This window comes from Cupriavidus mimosae, from assembly GCF_023952485.1.
Lineage (GTDB): Bacteria > Pseudomonadota > Gammaproteobacteria > Burkholderiales > Burkholderiaceae > Cupriavidus > Cupriavidus taiwanensis_C.
This window is the reverse complement of the sequence record NZ_JALHRY010000010.1, coordinates 265,343-289,361: the sequence shown is the minus strand read 5'-3', so window position 1 is coordinate 289,361 and position 24,019 is coordinate 265,343. Positions and strand designations below refer to the sequence as shown.

The 24,019-nt window shown below is 67.9% G+C and carries 21 protein-coding genes; 14 read left to right on the top strand and 7 right to left on the bottom strand.

The features are described 5' to 3' along the window. Positions 1–159 precede the first annotated feature (159 nt). From MKD50_RS20035 to MKD50_RS20020, 4 genes are read right to left on the bottom strand one after another with little or no spacing between them, the layout of a single operon-like run. A complete protein-coding gene (locus MKD50_RS20035; protein WP_115700557.1) occupies positions 160–954 on the bottom strand; it encodes a TauD/TfdA dioxygenase family protein in 795 nt (264 codons plus the stop codon). Positions 955–988: 34 nt separating this feature from the next. Further along, entirely contained in the window at positions 989–1,960 is a 972-nt protein-coding gene (locus MKD50_RS20030; protein ID WP_115700559.1) for a zinc-binding dehydrogenase, read from the bottom strand. A 23-nt stretch (positions 1,961–1,983) separates the two neighbouring features. Then, positions 1,984–2,388: a hypothetical protein gene (locus MKD50_RS20025; protein WP_252668386.1), complete on the bottom strand. Its 405-nt coding sequence runs from the start codon at positions 2,386–2,388 to the stop codon at positions 1,984–1,986. After that, positions 2,378–2,839, bottom strand: coding sequence for a hypothetical protein (locus tag MKD50_RS20020; RefSeq protein ID WP_252668385.1), 462 nt, complete (start codon positions 2,837–2,839; stop codon positions 2,378–2,380). The genes MKD50_RS20025 and MKD50_RS20020 overlap by 11 nt, the downstream gene beginning before the upstream one ends. Before the next feature lie 219 nt (positions 2,840–3,058). Between MKD50_RS20020 and MKD50_RS20015 the strand changes: the two genes are divergently transcribed. From MKD50_RS20015 to MKD50_RS19985, 7 genes are all read left to right on the top strand, one after another. Next, positions 3,059–3,349, top strand: a complete 291-nt coding sequence (locus tag MKD50_RS20015) for a UxaA family hydrolase (RefSeq protein ID WP_115682450.1) — start codon at positions 3,059–3,061, stop codon at positions 3,347–3,349. A 5-nt stretch (positions 3,350–3,354) separates the two neighbouring features. Continuing rightward, positions 3,355–4,509: a UxaA family hydrolase gene (locus MKD50_RS20010; RefSeq protein ID WP_115702517.1), complete on the top strand. Its 1,155-nt coding sequence runs from the start codon at positions 3,355–3,357 to the stop codon at positions 4,507–4,509. A gap of 6 nt (positions 4,510–4,515) precedes the next feature. Beyond that, complete coding sequence (locus tag MKD50_RS20005; protein WP_018007369.1) at positions 4,516–5,220, top strand: GntR family transcriptional regulator; 705 nt, start codon at positions 4,516–4,518, stop codon at positions 5,218–5,220. Beyond that, positions 5,217–6,251: an Ldh family oxidoreductase gene (locus tag MKD50_RS20000; protein WP_252668383.1), complete on the top strand. Its 1,035-nt coding sequence runs from the start codon at positions 5,217–5,219 to the stop codon at positions 6,249–6,251. Before MKD50_RS20005 ends, MKD50_RS20000 begins: the two co-directional genes overlap by 4 nt. A gap of 87 nt (positions 6,252–6,338) precedes the next feature. Beyond that, positions 6,339–9,905: an indolepyruvate ferredoxin oxidoreductase family protein gene (locus MKD50_RS19995; protein WP_252668381.1), complete on the top strand. Its 3,567-nt coding sequence runs from the start codon at positions 6,339–6,341 to the stop codon at positions 9,903–9,905. A 68-nt stretch (positions 9,906–9,973) separates the two neighbouring features. Continuing rightward, entirely contained in the window at positions 9,974–10,954 is a 981-nt protein-coding gene (locus MKD50_RS19990) for a tripartite tricarboxylate transporter substrate binding protein (protein ID WP_115700571.1), read from the top strand. A 173-nt stretch (positions 10,955–11,127) separates the two neighbouring features. Then, the gene (locus MKD50_RS19985; protein ID WP_252668379.1) at positions 11,128–12,528 is read left to right on the top strand and encodes a 3-deoxy-D-arabino-heptulosonate 7-phosphate synthase; all 1,401 of its coding nucleotides are present in this window, start codon (positions 11,128–11,130) and stop codon (positions 12,526–12,528) included. A gap of 39 nt (positions 12,529–12,567) precedes the next feature. Here MKD50_RS19985 and MKD50_RS19980 read toward each other — a convergent pair whose 3' ends face one another. Then, a complete protein-coding gene (locus MKD50_RS19980; RefSeq protein ID WP_252668377.1) occupies positions 12,568–13,053 on the bottom strand; it encodes a helix-turn-helix transcriptional regulator in 486 nt (161 codons plus the stop codon). A 374-nt stretch (positions 13,054–13,427) separates the two neighbouring features. On the opposite strand from MKD50_RS19980, the gene MKD50_RS19975 reads away from it, so the two are divergent. The 7 genes from MKD50_RS19975 (at position 13,428) to MKD50_RS19945 (ending at position 22,135) form a co-directional block, all read left to right on the top strand. Beyond that, entirely contained in the window at positions 13,428–14,633 is a 1,206-nt protein-coding gene (locus tag MKD50_RS19975; RefSeq protein ID WP_115700579.1) for an ATP-grasp domain-containing protein, read from the top strand. Further along, entirely contained in the window at positions 14,630–16,447 is a 1,818-nt protein-coding gene (locus MKD50_RS19970; protein ID WP_252668375.1) for an IucA/IucC family protein, read from the top strand. Before MKD50_RS19975 ends, MKD50_RS19970 begins: the two co-directional genes overlap by 4 nt. Beyond that, on the top strand, positions 16,444–17,619 hold the full coding sequence (locus MKD50_RS19965) for an MFS transporter (protein ID WP_252668374.1): 1,176 nt from the start codon (positions 16,444–16,446) through the stop codon (positions 17,617–17,619). Before MKD50_RS19970 ends, MKD50_RS19965 begins: the two co-directional genes overlap by 4 nt. A gap of 28 nt (positions 17,620–17,647) precedes the next feature. Next, on the top strand, positions 17,648–19,483 hold the full coding sequence (locus tag MKD50_RS19960) for an IucA/IucC family protein (protein WP_252668373.1): 1,836 nt from the start codon (positions 17,648–17,650) through the stop codon (positions 19,481–19,483). Further along, entirely contained in the window at positions 19,480–20,712 is a 1,233-nt protein-coding gene (locus MKD50_RS19955; protein WP_252668372.1) for a type III PLP-dependent enzyme, read from the top strand. The genes MKD50_RS19960 and MKD50_RS19955 overlap by 4 nt, the downstream gene beginning before the upstream one ends. Then, positions 20,699–21,478: an HpcH/HpaI aldolase family protein gene (locus tag MKD50_RS19950; RefSeq protein WP_252668371.1), complete on the top strand. Its 780-nt coding sequence runs from the start codon at positions 20,699–20,701 to the stop codon at positions 21,476–21,478. The genes MKD50_RS19955 and MKD50_RS19950 overlap by 14 nt, the downstream gene beginning before the upstream one ends. Before the next feature lie 240 nt (positions 21,479–21,718). Beyond that, the gene (locus MKD50_RS19945; protein ID WP_115700594.1) at positions 21,719–22,135 is read left to right on the top strand and encodes an SRPBCC family protein; all 417 of its coding nucleotides are present in this window, start codon (positions 21,719–21,721) and stop codon (positions 22,133–22,135) included. Positions 22,136–22,245: 110 nt separating this feature from the next. Here the strand turns inward: MKD50_RS19945 and MKD50_RS19940 are convergent, their stop codons facing one another. Continuing rightward, positions 22,246–22,995, bottom strand: a complete 750-nt coding sequence (locus MKD50_RS19940) for a dienelactone hydrolase family protein (protein WP_252668370.1) — start codon at positions 22,993–22,995, stop codon at positions 22,246–22,248. 77 nt (positions 22,996–23,072) lie between these two features. Next, positions 23,073–23,885 (bottom strand): helix-turn-helix domain-containing protein, encoded by an 813-nt coding sequence (locus tag MKD50_RS19935; RefSeq protein ID WP_115700600.1) that lies wholly within the window; start codon positions 23,883–23,885, stop codon positions 23,073–23,075. Positions 23,886–24,019 lie beyond the last annotated feature (134 nt).

The window sequence follows — 24,019 nt, the reverse complement described above, 5'->3', positions numbered from 1 at the left end:
TGTCGCGGCAACACGCGCTTCCCCCGCCCGCGTCTCAGTCGGGATCCCTATCTGCATATCAGTCTCCGTTTGGTCCCGTCCGCAAGCCGGACAGGCCTTTGGTGCCGGGCGCCACCTGCCGGATCTCAGGCAAAGGGGCGCCGGTATTGGCGGTGCTACTCAGCGGGGCACTTCCCCTTCCAGCGTGACGCGGTTCAGTACCCGCTCGGCGTTGCCGTAGTCATGCACGGCATAGTGCATGGTGCAGCGGTTGTCCCACATCAGTACATCGCCCTGTTGCCACATATGGCGGTAGACGTTGTCCGGCGTCACCGAGTGCTCATACAGGAAGTCGAGCAGCGGACGGCTCTCCGCCTCGGTCATGCCTTCGATGCACTGCGCGGTATCCGGATGGCCGACATAGAGCGCCTTGCGCCCGGTCTCCGGGTGCGTGCGCACGATCGGGTGCACCGCCGTGGGGACCTTGTCCGAACCAGTCATCTTGGCCAGCCGCGCGCCAGAGAAGCGGGCCCGCAGCCCTTCGATCATGCGCTGCATCGCCGGCGACAGGCGGTCATACGAGACATACTGGTTGCACCACATGGTGTCGCCGCCGACGGGGATGGTCACTGCCGAGAGGATCGAGATCTTGGGCGGCACCTCGGTATAGATCGAGTCCGAATGCCAGGCCTCGGTCGAGGCGGTTTCCTTCGGGATTTTGGTGACCTGGGCCAGTTCCGGGAACTCTGTCAGCCCCTTGAGCAACGGGTTGCCCTGCACCGGCTTGCCCCAACGCCTGGCAAACGCGACCTGGGCCGCAGGCTGAAGATGCTGGTCGCGGAACACCAGCACGCCATACGCGAGGAAGGCTCGGTGCAGGATCTCGAAGCTGGCATCGTCGAGCGGTTGGTTCAGGTCGACACCGGTCACGGCTGCCGCCACGGAGCCGGTCAGCGGCTTGATCTGGATTGTCATCATGTCTCCTCTTGTCTCAGGCTTCTCTGTGGATTCAGCCGATCAGCAATACGATCTTGCCGACGTGCTGGTCTTGCTTCATGTATGCGTGGGCAGCGTCGATGTCGGTCATGGCAAAGGTGCGGTCGATCGGCAGCCGCACGCGGCCCGCGCGCAACAATGGCAGCATGTCCCGGGCGCAGGCCTGGATGCACTCCAGCCGCTCCTGTTCCGTGCGGGTGCGGAAGGTCACGCCAATCAGCTGCAGGCGCTTGAGCCAGAGCTGCGTCAGGTCGATCTGCGCCGTCGCGGAACCCAGCCGCGCGATGTTCACCAGGCGGCCCTTGACCGCCAGGCTTTGCATATTGGCTTCGAATACCGGACCGCCTACCGTGTCGATGATGATGTCGACACCCTTGTTGCCGGTGGCCGCCATGACCGCCTCGACCTGGTCTTCGCGCGACGCATCGATGCCGACGTCCACGCCGAACTGGCTGATCTTGTCCAGTTTGGCGGCCGAGCGCGACGACGCGATCACGGGCCGGGCACCCATCAGCGAGGCGATCTGGATCGCCGCCATCGCCACGCCGCCCGAGGCGCCGTTGACCAGTACCGACTCGCCGGCCACCAGGCGGCCGTTCGTGACCAGTGCGTCATGCGCAGTGATAAAGACGTTCGGGAATGCCGCGGCATCGATCCACGACAGGCCATCCGGCACGGGGATCAGCGCCATCGGATCCGCCACCACGTACTCCGCCTGGCAGCCGCGGCCATGGCCCATCACGCGGTCGCCCACGCGCCAGCCGTTGACACCCTCGCCGACTTCCGCCACCTCGCCGGCGAACTCGACGCCGGTCGTGATGGTATTGCCCGACCGTAGCTCCTTCGCCTGGTTGATTTCGCCACGGTTCAGGCCCGCCGCGCGTACCTTCACCAGCACCTGTCCCGCTGCCGCTGCCGGCACGGGGATATCCTGCACTTCGACCTTGCCGCCCTCGGGGCCCGGCACTACACGGACTGCCTTCACTGCTGTCTCCTTTTCCTGTCTCTCTACGTGTTGCTTGCTGCGTCTGTGTCTTGCGCGAATGCCTGGACTGCGCACTGCGCCGTCGCACGGATCAGCGACAACAGTTCCAGCGCGCGTTCGGCCGCCGCTTCGCCGCCGGGGTGGTTGCCGCGCACGAATGGTGCGCGCGCATCTTCGATCGCAGCCAGGGCCTGCAGCGGGCTTTCCGCCGCTACCGCCAGCCGCCGGAATTCATTGACGGTCAACAGGTAGGTGTGGAACACATCCGCCTGCCGCGACGTGGCGCCGAGCTTGTGCAGCAGCGCGTTGAGCCAGTGCGTGCCGGCCAGCATCGCGCCCTCGATGGTCATCTCGTAGTCCGCGCTGGTGCACTTGCGCAGCGATGCCTCGATGCTGCACGCCATTGCTATGTGCTGTTCAGTGTCCATGGCAATTCCCCTCCAGGCGCGCCTCCAGCAAGTCAAGGCAGCGGCGCAGCGCGGCGTCACAACCCGCCGCAATGTCGGCAGTCGGCGCCAGCCCCTCGCGCAGGCAAGGATCCCGGTGGTGCTCGATGTGCTCCATCGCCTCCATCATTTCGGCGATATCAGCAGGCACCGGCCCCTCCACTTTCGGGCGGCCGACATGCAGGACGTCGCCCAGCGGCCGCAACGCCGCCTTGAGGCTGCCGTCGGGCTGCGGCACCAGGTACACGCCCGGTTGCGTCGGGAAGCAGTCGTCGTCCAGCGTGATGCGGGCCTGGTGCAGTGCTGCATTGACGGCATGGGTACCGGCCGTCATGCCGGCCCAGAACCAGAGCCCGAAATCCTCAAGCGGGTCCAGGCGCGCGCGCAGGGCCTGCAACTTCGCGATCTTCTCCTTGTGTGACATGACCTTCATGTCGGCTTTCTCCGTTGATTCACAGCGTCGATGTTCCGGCGCTGACAACATCGCCGTTGTCAGGACGATAGACAGCGGCCGCATCGATGTCAACAAACTTCTATATAGGACTTACGCTGGGGGAGTAGTGGTTTTCGCTGATAATCCCGATTTTCTCTTGACCGCCCACCGGTAGTCTTTCTACATTGGATTCCAACACCTATACAGGAGTTGATCGAAATGCCACGAGCCATCGTACTGAACCCCGCCGACAACGTGGCCACCCTGCTGGACGCCGGCGAAGCCGGTGAATCCTGTGCGCTCGAAGGCGAGCGGCAAGGCAGGCTGGTGCTGCTGCAAGACGTGCCGTTCGGCCACAAGATCTGCATCGCCGACACGGTAGCGGGACAAACCATCCTGAAGTACGGCCAGGTCATCGGCCGCGCCAGCCGCGCGGTGCGTGCCGGCGAACACATGCATGTTCACAACATCGAGTCGGCGCGCGCCCGCGGCGACCTGCACAAGGGGTAATGCAGATGGCAACAACCTTCCTCGGATACCCGCGCGAGAACGGCGCGGTCGGGGTGCGCAACTGGGTCGCCGTGGTCTCCGTGATGGACAACTGCAATCCGGTGACCCGCACCATTGCCCGCACCGTGGGTGGCTGCATTCCCGTCACCACGCTGTTCGTGCGCGGGCAGTTCGGCGCCGACCTGGACTTTGCCTTCGAGTCGCTGGCCGGCCTGGGGCGCAACCCCAACGTCGCCGCGGTGCTGCTGGTGGGCCTGGAGCCGTCGTCGACCGAAGAAGTGGCGCGCCGCATCCAGCTCAGCGGCAAGCCGGTCGAGCGCGTGCACTTGCAGCCCAACGGCACCGTTGACTGCATTGCCGACGGCACCCGCAAGGCCACACGCCTTGTGCTGGCCGCGTCCCGTGCGCGCCGCGTGCCATGCCCGGTGTCGTCGCTGGTGATCGGCGTGGAGTGCGGCGGGTCCGATACCACCTCGGGCCTGAGCTGCAACCCGGTGATCGGCCGCATGGCCGACATGTTGATCGCCGAGGGCGGGACCGTGATCATCTCGGAAACGTCGGAGTTCATCGGCGCCGATCACCTGTTCGCGGAACGCGCCGCAGACGGGCGTGTGCGCGAGGCCTTCGTCACCGCTGTGCGCAACATGGAGAATCTGGCCATCTCGCGCGGCGTCGACATGCGCGAGGACCAGCCTTCGCCCGACAACAAGCGCGGCGGCCTGACCACCGTCGAAGAAAAGGCGCTGGGCGCCATGGCCAAGGCCGGCACCAGCCCGCTGGTGGGGGTGCTGCGCTACGGCGAGGCACCGCAGAAGAATGGCCTGCATTTCATGGACGCACCGGCCGCGGCAGTGGAAAATCTCACTGCGCTGGCTGCCGGAGGATGCCAGCTGACCTTCTTCGGCACAGGGGTGGGCAACCCGATCGGCAGCATGGTGGCACCGACGGTCAAGGTATGCGGCAACGTCAATACCCTGCATACCATGGCCGACAACATTGACTTCGACGTCAGCGGCGTCCTGCAACGCGGAGAGAAGATCTCCGACCTCGGCGAACGGCTGTACGGCTATGCGACGGACGTCGCATCCGGCACGCGGCTGACCAGCGAGGTGCTCGATATCCGGGAGACCGCGATCAGTCGATTCGCACTGAGCCTCTGAGCAACCATGACCAAACTTAACAGCGTCTCCGACGCGATCATCCGCTCCATCGAATCCGGCGCACTGCGCGAGGGTGACCGCCTGCCGTCAGAAGGCGAGCTGGCCGCCATGCACGGCGTGAGTGTGGGCACTATCCAGAAGGTGCTGATCCGGCTGAAGCACTCCGGACTGATCACGCGCGAGCAGGGGCGGGGTACCTTTGTTTCCGGCACACGCGTGGCGCCCGCGGATGTGCGCTACCTGCGCTTTCGCGACGAGCAGGGCAACGAGCTGCCGTCCTACGTGCACGCCCGCTCTGTCAAGCGCATCAAGCGCCCGGGGCCATGGTCCGAGTTCCTCGGCGGCGATGGCTGGGTGCGCATCGAGCGCGTGATCAGCGTGGGCGGACGCCTGGACCTTTACAGCGAGTTCTGGCTGCGCGACGAGGACTTCGCCCAGCTTGGCGGCCTGGACCGGGACGCGCTGGAGAAGAACCTGCGCGAACTGATCGGCCAGCGGCTGTCGCTGCCGACCTTGCGCGTGGACCAGTGGATCCGCTTCGGCCCGGCGCCTGCCACGGCGGCGCGCGAGATCGGGCTGAAAGCCGACGCGCCGGCCTTTATCATGGAAATGCGTGGCTACACGCTGCGCGACCAGCCGCTTTACTACCAGTCGGTCTACGCCGCCCCCTTTTCAGAGCGGCTGATGATCGTGCGGGAGAAGTCGTCATGACTAAGCGATGGAGCGTCCAGGGCCTGGAGCGCTGGACATCTGCTGTTTTCGAAGCGTGCGGCGTGGCGCGCGAGCACGCTCTTCAGGCCGCCACTGTGCTGGTTCGCAGCGAGCTGCGCGGCTACAAGACCCATGGCATGACGCGCGTGCCGTCGTATGTCGAGCGCCTGCGTGCCGGCGACTTTAATCCGAGCGCCGGGATGTCTCACCGCAGCTTCGCCGGCGGCATCGTGCTGGACGCCGACGGCGCCATGGGCCAGATCGCCGGGCCGCACGCGGTGCAGCTTGGTCTGGATGCGCTGGCATCGAGCGCGTCCGTACTGGTTGCCGTGCAGTCGTGCGGCCACCTCGGCGCACTGGGCATCCATGCCCTGCTGGCCGCCGAGGCGGGCGCGTTCTGCCTGGTCGGTCAGCGCACGCCGCCGGTGCTGGGCATGCAGGGCTTCGCCCGCCCGGCCATCGGCCACAACCCCATCGCCTTCGGCTGCCCCCTGCCCGGCCATGCACCCATCGTGTTCGACGTGGCCTGCAGCGTCGCCGCGCGCGGCCATATACTGCTGGCCGCCCGCGAGGGCAAGGCCATTCCCGAGGGCTGGGCGCTCGACGCCGAGGGCCAGCCAACCACCGATGCGCAGCGTGCGCTGGCCGGTTCGCTGCTGCCCACCGGGGGGCACAAGGGCATCGGCATCGCCATGATGGTGGAGTGCCTGGCAGGCGCCCTCACCGCCACCGCCGACTCGCTCGCCCCCGAGCGCAATCACGTCGGCAGTGCCGGCGCCGTCGGCCGCCAGGGCGGCTTTGTCTGGCTCGTCAGGCCCGATGCCTTCGCCGGCCCGGGCCTGTTCGCCGACTACATGGCCCATTGGAGCGGCAACTACCTTGCCGCCGGCGGCGGCGATGCAAGGCTTCCGGGCCATCGCGGCAACGCCCTCGAGCGTGAAGGGCGCGAGCACGGCATCGCGTTGCCCGACGCCATCGCCTGCGAGCTGACCGCGCTGGGCAGGCAGCTCGCCATCCCGTTCCCGGCCTAGCCGAATCCACGACAACATCACAGAGAACCGGGCCACCGGCAGGCGCCGGCCGCCCCTACGCAACCCCATACTGGCTGATTCCGTCCTATGAACGCTCCAATACTCCCCGACGCAGCCCGGCAGGCCATGGAAGCCGTGTCGATCGACGACAAGTACGCGCTGGAATCCGGCCGCGCCTACATGAGCGGCGTGCAGGCCCTGGTGCGGCTGCCACTGCTGCAGCGGCGGCGCGACACGATGGCGGGCCACAACACCGCTGCCTTCATTTCCGGCTACCGCGGCTCGCCGCTAGGCACCTATGACCAGGCCATGTGGCAGGCCAAGAAGTATCTCGCCGACAATCATGTGGTCTTCAAGCCCGGCGTCAACGAAGAGCTTGGCGTGACCGCCGTGTGGGGATCGCAGCAACTCGACTTCGATTCGGCCAGCAAGAAGTACGACGGCGTGTTCGGCATCTGGTACGGCAAGGGCCCCGGCGTCGACCGCAGCGGCGACGCGCTCAAGCACGCCAACCTGGCTGGCACCTCGCGGCTGGGCGGCGTGATCGCGCTGGCCGGCGACGACCACGTGTCCAAGAGCAGCACGCTGGCGCACCAGAGCGACCACACCCTGATCGCCTGCGGCCTGCCGGTGTTCTTTCCGTCCAACGTGCAGGACATCCTGGACCTGGGCGTGCATGCCTTCGCCATGAGCCGGTTCAGCGGCCTGTGGTCCGGCATGAAGACCGTGCAGGAGGTGGTGGAGTCTGGCGCATCGGTGGTCACCGATTCGGACCGGGTCCGCATCCTGCTGCCAGAAGACTTCGCGATGCCCGCGGGCGGCCTGCATATCCGCTGGCCGGACGATCCGCTCGCGGCCGAGGCGCGCATGATGGAGTTCAAGTGGCCGGCGGCACTCGCCTACGTGCGCAGCAACCGCCTGAACCGCAACGTGGTCGAGGGTCCCAACGACCGGCTGGGCATCATTGCCAGCGGCAAGGCCTACAGCGATACGCGCCAGGCCCTGCTTGACCTCGGGCTCGATGACGCCGCCTGTCGCGCGCTCGGCATCCGGGTCCACAAGGTCAGCGTGGTGTGGCCGCTGGAATCGCTCAGCGTGCGCGAGTTCGCGCACGGCCTGCGCGAAGTGCTGGTGGTGGAGGAAAAGCGCCCGCTGATCGAGCAGCAGCTCAAGGACGAGCTGTACCACTATCCCCCAGACGCTCGCCCGGCCGTCTTTGGCAAGTACCACCACACCGACGGCGTGGGTGGCGAATGGAGCCATCCACGGCCGGCCGACGACTGGCTGCTGCGCGCCAAGGCCGACCTGTCGCCGGCGCTGGTGGCCAAGGCCATCGCCCAGCGCCTCAGGCTGCTCGGCGTGCCAGCCGATGTGGCGGCGCGCATGGACGTGCGTCTGAAGGAAATCGAGGCCAGGGAACGCGCCACCGCCCAGGGCGACTCGCGCGGCACCGACCGACTGCCATGGTTCTGCCCGGGCTGCCCGCACAACACCAGCACCCGCGTGCCGGAAGGCTCGGCCGCGACAGCCGGCATCGGCTGCCACGGCATGGTGGTGTGGATGGACCGTTCTACCACCTCGTGGTCGCAGATGGGCGGAGAAGGCGTGCACTGGATGGGCCAGGCACCCTTCAGCAAGCGCAACCACATGTTCGCCAACCTGGGCGACGGCACCTACAACCACTCCGGCCTGCTGGCGGTGCGCCAGTCCATCCATGCCGGCGTGAACATGACCTACAAGATCCTGTTCAACAGCGCCGTGGCGATGACCGGTGGCCAGCCGGTGGACGGGCAGCTTGACGTGCCGGCGATGTCGCGCGAGCTGGCCGCCGAGGGCGCCAGGCAGATCGTGGTGGTCACGGATGAACCGGACAAGTACAAAGGTGTCGCCAACCTGGCAACCGGGGTCACGGTGCGCCACCGCGACGAACTCGATGCCGTACAGCGCGAACTGCGCGACGTCAACGGCGTCACGGCGATCATCTACGACCAGGCCTGCGCCACCAAGAAGCGCCGCGAGCGCAAGCGCGGCACCATGGCCGATCCTGCGAAGCGCGTGGTCATCAATGAACTGGTGTGCGAAGGCTGCGGCGACTGCTCGGTAGAGAGCAACTGCCTGGCAGTGCAGCCGGTGGAAACGGAGTTTGGCCGCAAGCGCAAGATCAACCAGGATACCTGCAACAAGGATTTCTCCTGTACCAAGGGCTTTTGTCCCAGCTTCGTCACCGTCGAGGGCGGCCAGCTCAGGCAGCCGTCGACAGCAGCCAGGCGCCATCCGGCGCCGGGCGACATCCCGATGCCCGCCCTGCCCGACGCGGCGACGCCGCGACGCATCGTCGTGGCGGGCATTGGCGGTACCGGCATCGTGACGATCGGCGGCGTGCTTGGCATGGCCGCGCACCTCGAAGGCAAAGGCGTCATCACCCAGGACGCCACCGGCATGGCTCAGATGGGAGGTTCCACCTGGAGCCACATCCAGATCGCTGCCAGCCCGGATGCCCTGCATGCCAGCCGCGTGGATATCGCGATGGCCGACCTGGTGATTGGCTGCGACACGGTGGTGGCAGCCAGCAAGGCGACGCTTGCCGCCATGTCGCCTGAGCGCACCTATGTCGTGCTCAACAGCCATGTCACCCCCACCGCCGCCTTTGTCCGCAATCCGGACTGGGACGCACAGACCGCGGAGGCCGTGGGCCGCATTGCGCAGGTGGTCGGCGACGGCCAGCTTGGCAGCTTTGACGCCGAACAGGTGGCAAAGGGCGTGATGGGTCAGTCCATCTACGCCAACCTGATGATGCTGGGCTACGCCTGGCAGAAGGGCCGCGTGCCGCTGTCGCATGCCGCGCTGATGCGGGCCATCGAGCTCAACGGCGTGCAGGTGGACAGCAACCAGGCCGCCTTCGAATGGGGCCGGATGTGCGCGCACGACATGTCACGCGTCCCGGTGCGCGCCGCCGACGCACAAGTGATCCAGTTTGTGCGCAAGCTGCCCGTCGAGGAACTGTTGAAGCAGCACGCCGAGTTTCTGACCGGCTACCAGAACCGGGCTTATGCGGCGCAATACGAGTCGTTTGTCGGCCGCGTGAAAATGGTGGAATCGGTTGTGGGCGGCACCCGCATGACCGAAGCCGTGGCGCGCTCGCTGTTCAAGCTGATGGCCTACAAGGACGAGTACGAGGTAGCCCGCCTGCACACCGGGGCCGCATTCCGCAAGCAGATCGAGTCGATGTTCGAAGGCAAGGTCCGCCTGGTGCACCACCTCGCGCCGCCCCTGTTCGCCAAAAAGAACCAGGATGGGCAACCCGTCAAGGGCGCCTACGGCCCCTGGATGCGCACGGCCTTCGGGGTACTGGCACGCTTGCGCGGCCTGCGCGGCACGGCACTCGACCCGTTCGGCTATACCGCCGAGCGCAAGGCAGAGCGTGCGCTGATCGCCGAATACCGCCGTTGCATCGAGGGACTGCTGCAGAAACTGTCCGAGCAGAATCTGGACCTGGCGCTCGAGATCGCGCGCCTGCCGATGGAGATCCGCGGCTATGGCCACGTCAAGGTACGCAACCTGGCCGCCGTGCGCACCCGCTGGGACCGGCTGATGGGGCAATGGGAGAGCGGCGAGGTCGGGCACGAGGCAAGCGGGCCCGCCGTGGCTGCCTGAAGATAAATGGTGTAGAGGCCCCGCCCGTGGCGGCGCGGGGACCATCAGAGAAAACAAGGAGACAAACCATGAAATCCACACTGCATCGCGTCGGACACGCCCTGGGTGCCATTGCTCTTGCCGCCTGCGCCGCCAGCGCCCTGGCCCAGGGTGGCTACCCGAACCGCCCCGTGCGCATCATCGTGCCGTGGCCGGCTGGCGGTGGCGTCGATACCGTGACCCGGACCGTGGCCGAGAAGATGACCGCGAGCCTCGGCCAGCAGTTCGTGGTCGACAACCGGCCGGGCGCCACCGGGAACATCGGCGCCGGCATGGGTGCCAAGGCCGTGCCGGACGGCTACACGCTGCTGGTGGCCAGCGCGCCCATGGCCATCAATGCCAGCCTGCAGAAGAACCTGCCGTTCGACCTGGGCAGGGATTTCGCCCCGCTGGGACTGATGGCGAGCTCGCCCTACATGCTGGTGGTCAATCCATCGGTCGCCGGCTCGGTCAAGGAACTGGTGGCACGGGCGAAAGCCGAGCCCGGCAAGCTGAGCTATGCATCGGTCGGCCCCGGGACCCAGCAGAACGTGGTGAGCGAGGTCTTCAAGGAGATGGCCCACGTCAGCATCGTCCATGCTCCCTACAAGGGCGGCCCGCAGGCCTTGACCGACATGGTCGGCGGCCACATCCAGATGATGTTCCACGGCGTGCCGGCGGTAATGCCCTTCGTGAAGGGCGGCCAGCTCAGGGGGATTGCCGTGGCGAGCAAGCAGCGCCTGCCACTGTTCCCTGACATCCCGACCATGGCCGAGGCCGGCTTCCCGGGCATCGAGGCAAGCGAGTGGTACGGCCTGGTGGCGCCCGCCGGCACGCCGAAGGAGATCGTCGCGCTGCTGGGCAAGGAAATCGAGAAGGCACTGAATGCACCCGGCGTGCGCCAGCAACTCGCCAGCAAGGGCTACGACCCGGCCGGCAGCAGCTCTCCGGACCAGTTTGCTACCTTCATGGCCGCCGAGCAGAAGAAATGGGCGCTGGCCATCAAGCAGACCGGCTTCCGCCTGGAATAAGGCAGTGGGGATGGCGTGTGGCCTTTCGGATTGGCATCCTGGTGATCCCGGCCAGGTCATTCGGCGCCGCCCGGAGGAGCCGTTGGAACCGCCCCCGCCAACCCGCTCCGATGGACAACCGGCCCCGGATTGCCGGAGACTTCAGGCCTGATTCATGCGACGCCCCCTGGGATATGGACAAGCCTCCGCTGTCACCACACCCCTTGCTCGATACGACGCTGCGCGCCGTTCCGCGCCGCTATCGCTTACCGGAACTCGACGATGCCTTTTCGCCAGCCCTGGATGCCAGTCCGGCAACGACGCTCGCGCTGGTGATCGAACAAGCCCGCGCCGCGCTGGCGCGTCGCGAGACGCCGGATGCAGCCTTGAAAGATCGCTTCACCGGCGCGCTTGCGCGCATGGTGCGGGAAGCGATGCGCGCGGATGGCGGCGATCCGGTGTTCCAGGCGATGGTGCTGCGGCATCGGGCCGCGCCGGTGCGGGAGTATGCGTCGCTGTCCGCGCGCGCGGACCAGGACCGCCGCGCCATCCATGCAGCCGTCAATGCGGTCGCCCATCCCGGCAAGCAGCAACGCCTCGGCCCCGGCCCGCAACGCGAGGCGCTGGCGCGGCTGCATGCCTGCGCGGGGGCCGCCGCCTGGAACAAGCTACGCGACGCCGTGCAGCAGTTGCTGGAGATGCCACAGATGCCTGCACCGGCGGGCGAACCGCAGGCAGCACACGCCCTGACCCAACTGCTGGAGCATCCGGCCCTTGCACGTCTGCGGCGCCTGGATGCGCTGGCGTCGAACGCGCTCGTCGTGGAATACCGGACGCTCTGGGAACGATACGGTCCCCGATCAGGCAGCGCTTCCGCCGTCGCGCAGGGACGGTCCTCACGGCAGCGTGGCGATGCCGCGGAGGCGCAGGCCGCGCTGGCGCTCGAGGCGTTGGCGCAGCGGCTTAACGCCGCGCCGGATGCATCGGCACCCTACCGCGTGGTGACGTCGTTGCGCGTACCGGCTGCGATCCCGGCCGCGCATAAACACGCCAAGAGCGAATGGGATGTGGTGCTGCTCAGGCAATCTGCCGCGGCAAGCGACACCGCCGGCGGCACTCCGGCCTGGGACGTGTGCCTGCTGGTCGAGGTCAAGGCCTCCGTCGATGCTGCGACTACGGATTTTCCGCGGCTGCTGCGCGGCTTGCGGCTGCTTGCGCATGCGGACAAGGACGTCGTTTATCCGTTTGCGACCCGGCAAGGCACGGTGCCGCTGCGCGGCGCCGCGCTGTGCGCCCTGCCCTCGGCATCCGCGGCGCTGTCCCGCACGGTGCTCTATTGCTGCGACGCGCCTGCCGAGCCGACACCACGCCTGCTCAGCGCCGCCAGCCGGATGCAGTTGCTGTCGGCAACGCCGACGCTGGATTTCGCCGCCGCGCTGACGGCGGCACGGCCGGCGGATGAGCGCGAGCTCGAGCCGGTCTGGCATGCGTTGCTGGAAGCGCCCGGCTGGCGTGCCGTGCTCGACCAGTACGCGACGCTGCGGGAGGTCCGTGAACTGATGGTGCATACGGACGACTTGCTGGCTGCGGTGTAGGCAAGACCTGGCCAAGCCAGGCGCGCCAGCGTGATCGACCTACGATCCACTACCGGGACGCGGCGCCAACAGGTCTTCGAAGAAAAACGCCGCCAGCTGGTGACGTCCGTTGACCTTGGCCTTGGCATAAAGATTGGCGGCGTGCTGCCGCACGGTCTTCGCCCCGGTCTCGCGCACGCCGGCGATTTCTTCCAGCGACAAGCCCTTGACCAGCAGTAGCGCGACGTCCCTTTCGGCCGGAGTCAGGCCCCAGCGCTCGAACTGCTCCTGCATCGACTGCAAGAAGTCGCGTGTGGACCGTTGTGCGACCGCGTCGCGTTCGGCAGCTGCGCGCACTGCGGCATCGGCCGAATGCTTGAGCGTTTCGAACGCATGCAAGGCGCGTCGGCGCTCGCCGATCACGATCCCCAGGATCACCAGGAACGCAAACGTCGCCGCTGTTTCGGCATAAAAGTGGAACGACGGCCCGCTGCTGACCAGCTGGTACAGGTCCCATGCCTGATAGAGCGGGAAGACGGCAAGCATGAGCAGGAACTTTGGGGGCATAGGCGTTCGGTCTCGGGCCAGCCATGACAGGCCGGCCGGGAAAAAACGAGCATCACGGCGGACGCGTAATGTAACTGATTCTCAATAACAGGCCAAGACCCGTGGCGGCGAAATCGCGGCCATGAGTGCTCCAGCTAGCACAAAACCCGTATCGGACATATGTCCCGGCTGCGAAAATGTGCCTTAAAGGGCGCCTATATACGGGACAAACGGCCCGCTTGCCCGTGGCAAATGCCACTGACGGGCCGTTATCGCGTTGAGCCTGAGAATGAGTCGCATTAGCATGATTCAGCTGCTTCGTATCCCCCGCATTGCTCACTGCGCTCCCCCGCACTCCACCTGAGGCCCGACTCATGCAAGAGATTTTCGTACTCGCTCACGTACCGACCCCCGCCGTCAACGACGGATTCCTGCCAGCAGCGCGCGCGCTCGGGCGCTCCGTCGTCTTATTGACGGATTGTGCCGATGCCCATCGCGCACACTTTGCCGGCGCCGGCCTGCCCGCCTACCCGGACGACATCGTCCCGTGCGATGTCTTCAACCCGCTGGCGGTGATCGATGCCATCACGCGCCGCGGCGGCAGGCCCGCGGCCGTGTTTTCCAACAGCGATCACCTGCAGGCGGCCACGGCGATCGCCTCGGCGTACTTTGGCCTGCCTGGCAAGGACTGGCGCACCGCCTACGCCGCCAAGAACAAGGCAGAGATGCGGCGGCGCCTGCAACAGTCGGGCATCGACACACTCTGGCACGCGGTCGTTTGCGACAGCGCCGGCCTGGCCGCGCTGGCCGATGTGCCGATGCCGTGCATCGTCAAGCCGCGCGAAGGCGTGGCCAGCCAGCAGGTCAGCCTGGCGCGCAGCCACGCCGAGCTGGCCGAGCATTGCGGCGCGATCTGGGCGCGGCACCCGGGCCAGGTATTGCTGCTCGAAGAATACCTGGAGGGCCCCCTGTACACGCTCGAAACGCTGGGCGATGGCAAGGAGTTGCGCGCGCTGGGCGGCTTCCGCGTGACCCTGTCGCCGCCGCCGTACTTTGTTGAGCTGGAAGCGGTATGGGGCACCGGCCTGCCGGCCTCGGTCGAAGCCGAAGTCCTGGACACCATCCGCCGCTTCGGCATCGGCTTCGGCGCCTGTCATACCGAGTACGTCCTGACCGCGAAAGGCCCGCGGCTTATCGAGATCAACTACCGCAGCATCGGGGACTACCGCGAGTTCCTGCTGTCCGACACCCTGCAGTTCCCGCTGTTCGAGCAGGTCTTGCGCCTGCACCTGGGCGAGGCGCTGCCGGCGCTCGAGGTGCCGAGGCGGGCGGCGTGGATCCGCTACTTCACCGCGCAGGCGGAAGGCACGCTGCGGCACGCGCCGGCACACAGCCAGCATGAAGGCGACGGGCTCCGGCTGACCTACCAGCCCCTGCGCAAGGTGGGCGACGCCATCCAGCTGACCAACTCCAACAAGGATTACCTGGGCGTGCTGCGCGGCAGCGGTCCGGACAGCGCGGGTCTTGCCGCCGCGGTCGAACTGGCCAGCAGCAAGCTCGCGTGGGAGATCGCGCAATGAGCGCCCGCATGCAAGAGCAGCCGTCCCGGTCCGCCACTGCTGCCGAAGCCGATGTCGACTACATCTGCGTGCGCGTCGTCGACGCCCTGCTGCGCGAGGACGTGCGCGCCTGCGCCAGCCGCGGCGAGTTGTACGGCGCTGATGCGGTACCGGGTGCCGCGCATGGTTTCGACGCGGGCCAGCAGTGGCTGCGTGTCCCGCGCCTTGGCGCCGGCACGCTGTGGCTTCCGGTAACACCAACGCGCTACATGCAGGAATGGCGCCTGACCCGCCTGCCCGTGCTGCACGAAGCCGACGGCGCGTTCTCCGCGCTGCTTCGGGTCGACACCATCCTGGCCGCCTTTGCGGACGGATTGCCCGAGGCAGATGCGCGCCTGTTCACCGCCTACGCCGAGGAGTGCCGTGCCGCGGCCGAGCATCGCGCCGTCTCGATGGCCGAGCGCGCACGCTGGTTCGCGCAGGCCGACAGCGCTGGCGGACACGCGCTGCCCGCCTGGAACCAGCGCATGCTGCACTACGATCGCGTGGCGGGCTTTCTCGACCACCCCTACTACCCCACCGCACGCGCCAAGCTGGGCTTTGCCGCCGATGACCTGGCCCGCTACGCGCCCGAGTTCCAGCCAGCATTCGCGCTGAACTGGCTCGCGGTCCCGCGCCAGCGCCATCACGCCAGCGGCGACGCGCTGCCGCCGCACTGGCCGGATTTCGCCGAAGTCGGCCTCGATCCCGCGCTGGCCCGCTCGCATGCGCTGGTGCCGGTGCATCCCTTCGTCTGGCAGCATCATCTCGATGGCTTCCTGGCCGATGCCGGGCTTGAGGGCCAGGTCATACGCGCGCCGCGCGCCTGCCTGCGCGTGTCGCCGACCTTGTCGGTGCGCTCGCTGGTCGTACTCGACACGCCCGCGTGGCACATCAAGCTGCCGCTGACGATCCGCACGCTGGGCGCCAAGAACATCCGCACCATCAAGCCCAGCACCATCGGCGACGGCCATCGCATCCAGACACTGCTTGGCGACATAGTCCGCCAGGAACCCGGCCTGCACGGGCAGGTGCTGCTGACCGACGAAGCCAACGGCGCCCATGTCGACCAGCGCCCGTTCCTGGGCTATATCCTGCGCCGCTACTCCGAGCCGCAGCTGGCGGACAAGACGGTGGTCCCGGTCGCGGGCCTGCTGGCGGAAACCGCCGGTGGCCAGTGCGTGGCCGAGGAACTGGCCGGCCGCTATCACGGCGGGGATCTCGATGCCTGGCTCGATGCCTACCTGGCGCTGACCCTGCAGCTGCACCTGACGCTGTGGCTGCGTTATGGCGTGGCGCTGGAATCGAACCAGCAGAACTCGATGCTGGTCTACGGCGACGACGGCCTGCGCCTGATGCTCAAGGACAACGATGCCGCGCGCATCGACCGCGCCATGCTCGCGCGCCGCTGGCCGGAACTGGCGGCCCGCCTCGACGGGCTGGAAGACCAGCGCATCGGCGTCGACGCGGCGTTGCCGCTGGCGCAGATGTTCGTCACCATCACGCTGCAGCTGAATATCGCAGCGCTGGTGGAGGGCCTGGCGCAGCGTCGCGGCACCGACCCTGCGGTTGGCTACGCGCGCGTGCGGCGCCACGTGGAGGCCGTCCTTGCCGACCTGGCCGCCGCGGGCGAAGACACCGCCTTCGCCCGCCAGGTGCTGCTCGACGACGAGCGGCTGCACCTGAAGTACCTGCTGACCGCCGCGTCGCTCGCGGAAAAGGCGCGGACCGGCGCCACCGACGTCAACAAGTTCTACGGCAAGCGGGCCCCCAATTTCCTCAGGGTGGCCGCATGAGCGCCGGCACGCGGCGGGTGGTCGCGGTGGTGATGCTGTGCCATTTCATCGCCGCATTTGCGGCGCTGGGCATGCCGCCGTTCTTCGCCCTGATTCTGCAGCGCTCGCTGCACAACGACGTGCCGTGGCTTGCGGGCGCGTTCTACGTGGTGCCAACCCTGCTGGCGGCGATCTCGGCGCCATGGTGGGGCCGGCTCGCCGACCGCTTCGGCAAGAAGCCGCTGCTGATGCGTGCGCAACTGGGGCTGGCGGCAAGCTTCCTGCTCGCCGGCTACGCGACCAGCTCGTTTGCCTTCCTGGCGGCGCTGGTGCTGCAAGGCGTGCTGGGCGGGACCTTCTCGGCCTCCAACGCCTACCTGGCCACGGTCGCCAGCGGTACCACGCTCACGCGCAGCCTGACGGCGATGCAGTGGTCGGCGCGCGCCGCGCTGGTGGCGGCGCCGGCCTGCCTCGGCCTGTGGATGGCCGCCGAATCGCCGATCGTGCTGTACCGCTGGCTGGCGCTGCTGCCGCTGGCCGCCGCGGCGCTGATCGCGTGGCTGCCCGCGGGCGACGCCAACGGCACGGCGCAGCGGCCGGCGGCACGCCCCACCGGCGCCGGCACGGCGGCACCGGCGACGCCGCGGCAGATCTATGTGCTGCAGTTCGCGTTCGTGTTTGCCACCGTGGCGACGTTCCCCTACTTCATCCCGGACCTGCAGCAGCGCATGCCGGCCCTGTCCGCGGCCACCGCCGGGCTGCTGTTCGGCCTGCCGCACCTGGTGTACCTGGCGGCGGCGCCGCTGCTGTCGCGGCGGCTCGGGCTGGCACCTTCGCTGACGCTGCTGGCCTCCGCCTACGGCACGCTGGCGGTCGCGCTGCTGGCCCAGGCCGCGCCGCTCGAACTGCCCGCGCTGGTGGCCTGGCGCCTGCTGATGGGCATCGCCATGACGGTCGGCTTTATCGCGCTGCATGCGCTGGTGGCCAGCGTGGTGCACGCGGGCAACGCCGGCCGCACCTTCGGCTGGTTCGAAAGCAGTTCCAAATGGGGTGGCGTCGCGGCCGGGCTTGGCGCCGGCGCTGCGGCCAGCGTGGCCGGCCAGCGCGCGCCCTACCTGCTTGGCGCGGCGTTGCTGGCGCCGGCCGTCGCCTACCTGGTCCTTACCGCCCGCCAGCGGATGAGCCCGCTCTGATCCCTCCCGAGAACGAGGTCACAAGACAATGCAAACGCAAAACAAGTTGGAACCTGCCGGCACGCGCCGCCCCCTGGCTGAACTGGCCGCCGCGCGGCGCTGCCAGGAAACGCTGCTGAACTGCTACTGTCGCGAAGTCGCGGCTCCCGCCGGCCAGTTGCGCGTTGGCCCGCCCGCCGGGCAGAACGACTGGCCCGCCGCCATCGCCATGACCCTGCAGCGCGAGCCGGCGCAGGTGCTGGAAGTGCAACTGCCGCATATCCACGACCGCTTGCTGGCCGTGGTCGGAGGTGCCTGGCTGACCGGCAACTACCGCTATCTGTCGCAGGTATTCCACAAGGCCGAGAACAAGCCGTGGGCGCTGCTCGGCTGGGAAGCGCTGGCTGCGCTGCTGTTGCGCGAGATGGCGCAGCAGCATGAGCTGCCGCCCAACACCGAGCTGATGGAGCAGATCCGCAACAGCGTCGCCGTCAGCACCGAAGTCCTGTCGGTGCCGGTATCCGAGACCATCCCGGCCGATCCGGTCGACGCCTATATCGACTCCGAACAATCGCTGACCTTCGGCCACCCCTTCCATCCCACGCCCAAAAGCCGTCAGGGCTTTTCCGACGAGGACCTGCTGCGCTACTCGCCGGAACTGCGTACGCGCTTTGCGCTGGCCTGGTTCGCGTTGGCGCGCGATGACATCGCGCAGCAGTCGCTGCTCGACGCCAGCTGCGACCAGCTGATCGCGGCGAATGCCCCGTCAGTGTCTGCCGACCGCGTCGCGGTGCCGGTCCATCCGTGGCAGGCGGGCTACCTGCGCGAGCATCCGCTGGTGCGCGCTGCCCTGGCAAGCGGACGCATGCAGGACCTGGGGACGCAGGGCGCAGACTTTTTCCCGACTTCGTCGATCCGGACTCTGTACCAGCCCGGCAATCCGTACTTCTACAAGCTGTCGCTGAACATCCGCATTACCAACTGCGTGCGCAAGAACGCATGGTATGAACTGGAGAGCGCGATGCATGTCAACCGCGTGCTGCGACCGCTGCTGCCGGAGCTGGCGCGGGAGTTCCCCGGCCTGGCGCTGATGGAGGAGCCGGCGTTCCTGTCGGTCGACCTCCGGCACGCCGACATCGAGCAGAACCGCCAGGTCATCGAAGGCTTCGGCCTGATCCTGCGCCAGAGCGTGGATACGCTGCGCGCGCCCGACTGCGTGCCGCTGCTGGCCGGCTCGCTGTTCGGCAACCACTATTACGGCGATGCGCGCATGCAGCGTCTGCTCACGGCGCTCGCCGCGCAGGAAAGGACCACGGTGGATGCCATGACCGAGCGCTGGTTTTCCGCCTATGTCGAGCAGTTGATTTACCCGGTGTTCCACCTCTTCTTCGCGCACGGCATCATCTTCGAGCCGCACCTGCAGAACGTGGTGGTGGGGCTGCGCCAGGACATGCCGGCGCAGCTGTTCCTGCGCGACTTCGAGGGGGTCAAGCTGACGCCTTCGCGCCATCCCGCGTGGTCGATGCCCGGGCTCAGCGAGCGCGCCCGGTCGTCGCTATGGTATGACGAAGAGCAGGGCTGGAACCGCGTCGCCTATTGCCTGTTCGTCAATAACCTGTGCGAAGTGATCGCACAGCTCGGTGCCGGCAGGCAGGCCCTGAGCGCGCGGCTGTGGTCGGTGGTGCGCCATCACCTGCATACCTACCAGCATCGCCACGGCAATGCCGCGTCGGCGCGCCGCATCAACGGCCTGCTGGCCGGCAGCCCGTTTCCGGCCAAGACCAATTTCAGCAACCGCTTCTTCCAGCGCGCCGACCGCGCCTCGACCTACGTGCCGGTCGCCAATCCGATTCCGTTCGCCGGCATGGAGGCGGCATGGCAATGACCGCCCCCGTACTGCGCTGGTCGAACGTCACCGACCACCTGCACCAGGCGCTCGCCGATGCGGGCGCCCCGCTCAGCGCCTACGTCTACGACCTCGAGGCGCTGCGGGCGCACGCCGCCACCATTGCTGGCAGCCTGCCGCCGGGTTTCGAGCTGTTCTACGCCATCAAGGCCAACTCCGACCTGCCGATCCTGCAGACCCTGGCGCCGCTGGCGCATGGCTTCGAGATTTCATCCGGCGGCGAGCTGGCCTGGGTGCGCGAGCACTTCGCCGAGGTGCCGCTGATCTTCAGCGGCCCCGGCAAGACCGATGCGGAACTGGCCGGCGCGCTGGAACTCGGGGTCGAGGCGCTGCATGTGGAAAGCCTGCATGAGCTGGAACGGCTGGCCTGGCTCGCGCGTGAGCGCGGCACCACTGCGCCGGTCCTGCTGCGCGTCAACCTGGCGGTCGACGGGCTGCAGGCTACCACGCTGATGATGGGCGGCAAGCCCACGCCGTTCGGCATCGCCGGCGACCAGCTTCCCGCATGCCTGGCATGGCTGCGCGCGCACCCCGAAATCCGGCTGCGCGGCTTCCATTTCCACCTGATGTCCCACCAGCTCGACGCCGCCGCCCACCTGCGCCTGCTCGATGCCTACCTGCAGCAGGTCAGGCGCTGGCGCACGGAATACGGGCTCGACACGCTGGACCAGGTCAACGTCGGCGGCGGCATCGGCGTCAACTACCGCGAGCCCGAACGGCAGTTCGACTGGGCCCGCTTTGCCGAAGGCCTGCCGGCGCTGTCGGCACAGCGCGACGGGCAGACCGTGCGCTTCGAATGCGGGCGCTATATCACCGCGTTCTGCGGCTACTACGCCATGGAGGTGATCGACGTCAAGCACGCCTTCGACCAGACCTTCGCCGTGGCCAGCGGCGGCACGCACCACTTCCGCACGCCCTATGCGCAGGGGCACAGCCACCCGTTCCGGGTGCTGCCGGTGGCGTCCTGGCGCTACCCGTTCGCCCGCCCCGGCGTGCAGGAGGCGCGCGTCAGCGTGGTCGGGCAGCTTTGCACGCCCAAGGACATCCTGGCGCGGGACGCGTACGTCGACAGCGTGCGCGCCGGCGACCTGATGGTGTTCCCGTATGCCGGCGCCTATGCCTGGCATATCTCGCACCACGACTTCCTGCGCCACCCGCACCCGCGGCACTGCTATCTGCCGGTGGAGGATGCCAATGCTGCAGGCTAACCGTCTCAAGGCCGCGCTCGCGGACGGGTGCGATGTGTTCGGGCTGATCAACTCGCTGCCGTTGCCGCTGATGACAGAGATGATCGGCTACGCCGGCTTCGACTTCGTGATCCTGGATCTCGAGCATGTCGGCGTGAATCCGCAAACGCTCGAGAACATGATCCGCGCGGCGGAGTGCGCCGGCACCACGGCGCTGGTGAGGGTGCCGGGGGCAGCGCCTGACATCATCCTGCGGGTGCTGGATGCCGGCGCGCAGGGCATCGTGGTGCCGCACGTATGCAGCCGTGCGACCGCTGAACTGGCGGTCCACAGCGCGCGCTACCACCCGCTCGGCAAGCGCGGCATCGCCGGAGGCCGGACCACCGGCTTCGGTACGCTGACATTGCCCGAGTACATGGACCGGGCCAATCGCGAGCTGATGGTGGTGGCCATGATCGAGGACCGCGCCGGCGTCGACGCGATCGAAGAGATTGTGGCCGTGCCGGGCATCGACATGGTGCTGGAGGGGGCGATCGACCTGTCGCAAAGCCTGGGCGTTCCCGCCGACGCGCAGCATCCGGCCGTGCAGGCTGCGATCCGCCGCATCGCGCAGGCCTGCCAGGCCCGCGGCGTGCCGTTCTGCGCCATCCCGCGCGCGGCCGGACAATGCGAGCAATGGCGCGAACAAGGCGTGCACGCCTTCCTGCTGGGAGACGATCGCGCCACGGCCTTCCGCGCGATGAAGCAGCTGGTGGCGGGCTATCGGCGTGAGCGTCAGCCCGAATAACAGGGACAGCCGACATCGCCGGGATAGCGGGCGCACGGCAGAAAACCCGACGCCCCGGTGTGGTGGCATCGGCACGCCGGGTTTGCGGCAGCATCCGGTATTCCCCACCTCTTCTTGCAGTCCTGCGCGTAATTTCTGCACCGGCCCCGCCCCCATCGCTCTGGCTGGGGCCGGCGCCGCGCCATGCGTCTGGAACGGGATTTGCACCGGTTCGCCCGCCTTTTGAAAAAAGGAGGTGCTATGTCAACCATCGAAGAGTCGATTGACGTCCGAGTGCCGGTGCAAGTCGCGTATCAGCAATGGTGCCGGTTTGAGGAGTTTCCGCGGTTCATGGAGGGCGTCGAGGAGGTCAGGCAGCTCGATGACCGCCGTCTGCACTGGCGCGCCGAGATCGGCGGCAAGCAGAAGGAGTGGGATGCCGAGATAACGCAGAATGTCGCCGACCAGTGCATCGCTTGGCGCAGCGTCGCCGGGGCGGAGAACTCGGGCCAGGTGAATTTTTCTCCGCTGGATGCGGGCGCCACCCGGGTGTCGGTGCGCATGAATTACGAAACCGAAGGCGTGGTCGAGGCGGTCGGCGATGCCGCCGGCGTGCTGAAACGCAAGGTCGAGGGCGACCTGAAGCGCTTCAAGGACTTCATCGAGGCGCGGGCGTGAGGGCGTCGGTCTGACCTCGCGACCTTTCATGGTGCGCGACGCCTGCATCCATTGCCGCGCCAGGCTGACGCGGCAACAGGCGATCTGAACGCGATGCGCCGGTTTTGCCGCTACGCAGCCACTGCGAACCGCTCGGCCAGGAACGCTGCGCATGCCGCCCACGAGCGCCGGTCGGCCGCGGCGTCATAGACAATGCCGCGCTCCGGGAAGTTGGCGCCCTCGAACGTAAACGCATGCCGCGCATGACCATAGGCATGCAGTTGCCAATCGGCGCCGGCCTGCGTCAGCTCCGTGGCAATGCCGAGCACGTCCGCGGGCGGTGCCACGGGATCTTGCCAGCCATGCAGCAGCAGCACGCTGGCGTCGATGGGGACCTGCGTGCCGATGCGCGGCGGCTGCAACACGCCGTGGAAGCTGACCGCGGCTACCAGGCCCGGGGCGGCGGCGCGCGCCAGGTCCAGCGCGCACAGGCCACCGAAGCAGTACCCCACCGCGGCCATCCGCAGCGGATCCACGCCAGGCAACCGCGTGGCCGCTGCAAACCCGGCCAGCAGCCGCCGGCGCAGCAAGCGGCGGTCGGCCAGCATCGGGTTCATCAGGTGCGCGTTGTCGCCCTGCTCGTCGCCGCGCACGCCCTTGCCGTACACGTCGGCGGCAAAGCAGGAGTAGCCCAGAGCCGCGAAGCGATCGGCGCAGCGGCGCATCGCCGCGTTCAGGCCGCTCCACTCATGGGCCAGCACCACGCACGGCGTGCGTGACGCGGCCATACCGGCAGGCCTGGCGAGGTAGCCCTCGAAGACCGTGGTGCCATCCGTGTAGGAGATAAAGCCGCGCTCCGGCGGCAGGCTTGCAGCGTTCATGGTTCCCTCCGTTCAGGCCGCCAGCATGCGGCGGCGCGGGAACGCTGTATTGAACGTTTGGGACGTGCGTGGCCCACTCACAGGTAGAAGGCCGGCGCGCCGGCCGGACGCTGCCCGAAGGACACCGCCAGCGCTGACTGGCCGCTGCGCGCATACGTGCCCGGCGTCTGCGCCACGCGGCGGCGCCATGCGCGGATCTGGTGGGCCTGGTCGCTGTAGCCGTCCAGCGCATCGCCCGTGCCGCGCTGCAGTGCCTGGATGCTGTGCTGCAGGCGTTCCAGCTCCATCAGCTGCTTTGGCCCCAGCCCCAGCTGCTGCGCGAACCAGCGGTTCAGCTGGCGCCGGCTGACCGCCATCAGGCTGGCGACTTCCTGTACCTGCCGCCCCTCGCGCAACAGCGCGTGGGCCGTGCGCATCGATTGCAGCACCGCCGGCTCCCGCAGCGCCGCGAGCCGCCGCAGCAGCCACGCATCGAGCCGGGCAACGATCCGTGCCGGCATCCAGGCGGCGCTAAGGTCGGCGCTGAGCGCATGGCTGGCCCGGTCGCCCAGGTACCCCGCGAGGTCCAGCAACTGGTCCTTGCACTCAGGCCCGACGCCGGGAAACAGCCGCGCCAGCCCGGCGCCGCTGAGCATGGCCATGACGAAATACGTATCGGACCACGACCGCCAGCGCCGGCTAGCCGACTGCAAGCCCAGCAGCGACACCGTCGGCACGGCAGGGCCGCCCACCATCGCGTTCGGACGGCCGAAGTTGACCGACAGCACCGCACCCGGGTACGGACAGGTGGTGATATCGCTGCCGGCGCAGGCGCCTTCCAGGTCCTGTACGAACCAGTAGCCGTCGACATAGGGCGTCAGGGATGGGCACGGGGCGAGGATCTGGAACATGACGGCGGCGCGTATGGGAGGCGCTGGGGTGGGCACGGGCATACCTTTATCACAGGCGCCCCGCTCCCGTCGCAAACACCCGGCCCCATGAAAAAAGCGGGCTTCCGAAAAAGCCCGCCTTTTGTTGCTGCGAA